Here is a 699-nt window from a genome sequence, read left to right as displayed (position 1 = left end):
ATCAGACAATCTGTGTGAGCACGCCACTCGAATCAATATCTTTAGGTAAGGAGGTGATCCAACCGCAGGTTCCCCTACGGTTACCTTGTTACGACTTCACCCCAGTCATGAATCACAAAGTGGTAAGCGCCCTCCCGAAGGTTAAGCTACCTACTTCTTTTGCAACCCACTCCCATGGTGTGACGGGCGGTGTGTACAAGGCCCGGGAACGTATTCACCGTAGCATTCTGATCTACGATTACTAGCGATTCCGACTTCATGGAGTCGAGTTGCAGACTCCAATCCGGACTACGACATACTTTATGAGGTCCGCTTGCTCTCGCGAGGTCGCTTCTCTTTGTATATGCCATTGTAGCACGTGTGTAGCCCTACTCGTAAGGGCCATGATGACTTGACGTCATCCCCACCTTCCTCCAGTTTATCACTGGCAGTCTCCTTTGAGTTCCCGGCCGAACCGCTGGCAACAAAGGATAAGGGTTGCGCTCGTTGCGGGACTTAACCCAACATTTCACAACACGAGCTGACGACAGCCATGCAGCACCTGTCTCAGAGTTCCCGAAGGCACCAATCCATCTCTGGAAAGTTCTCTGGATGTCAAGAGTAGGTAAGGTTCTTCGCGTTGCATCGAATTAAACCACATGCTCCACCGCTTGTGCGGGCCCCCGTCAATTCATTTGAGTTTTAACCTTGCGGCCGTAC

General features: G+C 51.5%; 1 rRNA gene. It reads right to left on the bottom strand.

What is annotated here, in order from left to right:
• Positions 1-46: 46 nt before the first annotated feature.
• Positions 47-699: ribosomal RNA gene (locus ACJ8HA_RS23680) — 16S ribosomal RNA — on the bottom strand; the annotation flags it as partial.

Origin of the sequence: Serratia sp. CY33802 (genome assembly GCF_052169095.1) — a bacterium.
In the GTDB taxonomy this organism is placed as follows: Bacteria; Pseudomonadota; Gammaproteobacteria; order Enterobacterales; family Enterobacteriaceae; genus Serratia; species Serratia bockelmannii.
Note: the sequence above shows the minus strand (reverse complement) of the source record. Positions and strands in the feature narration are given on the sequence as shown.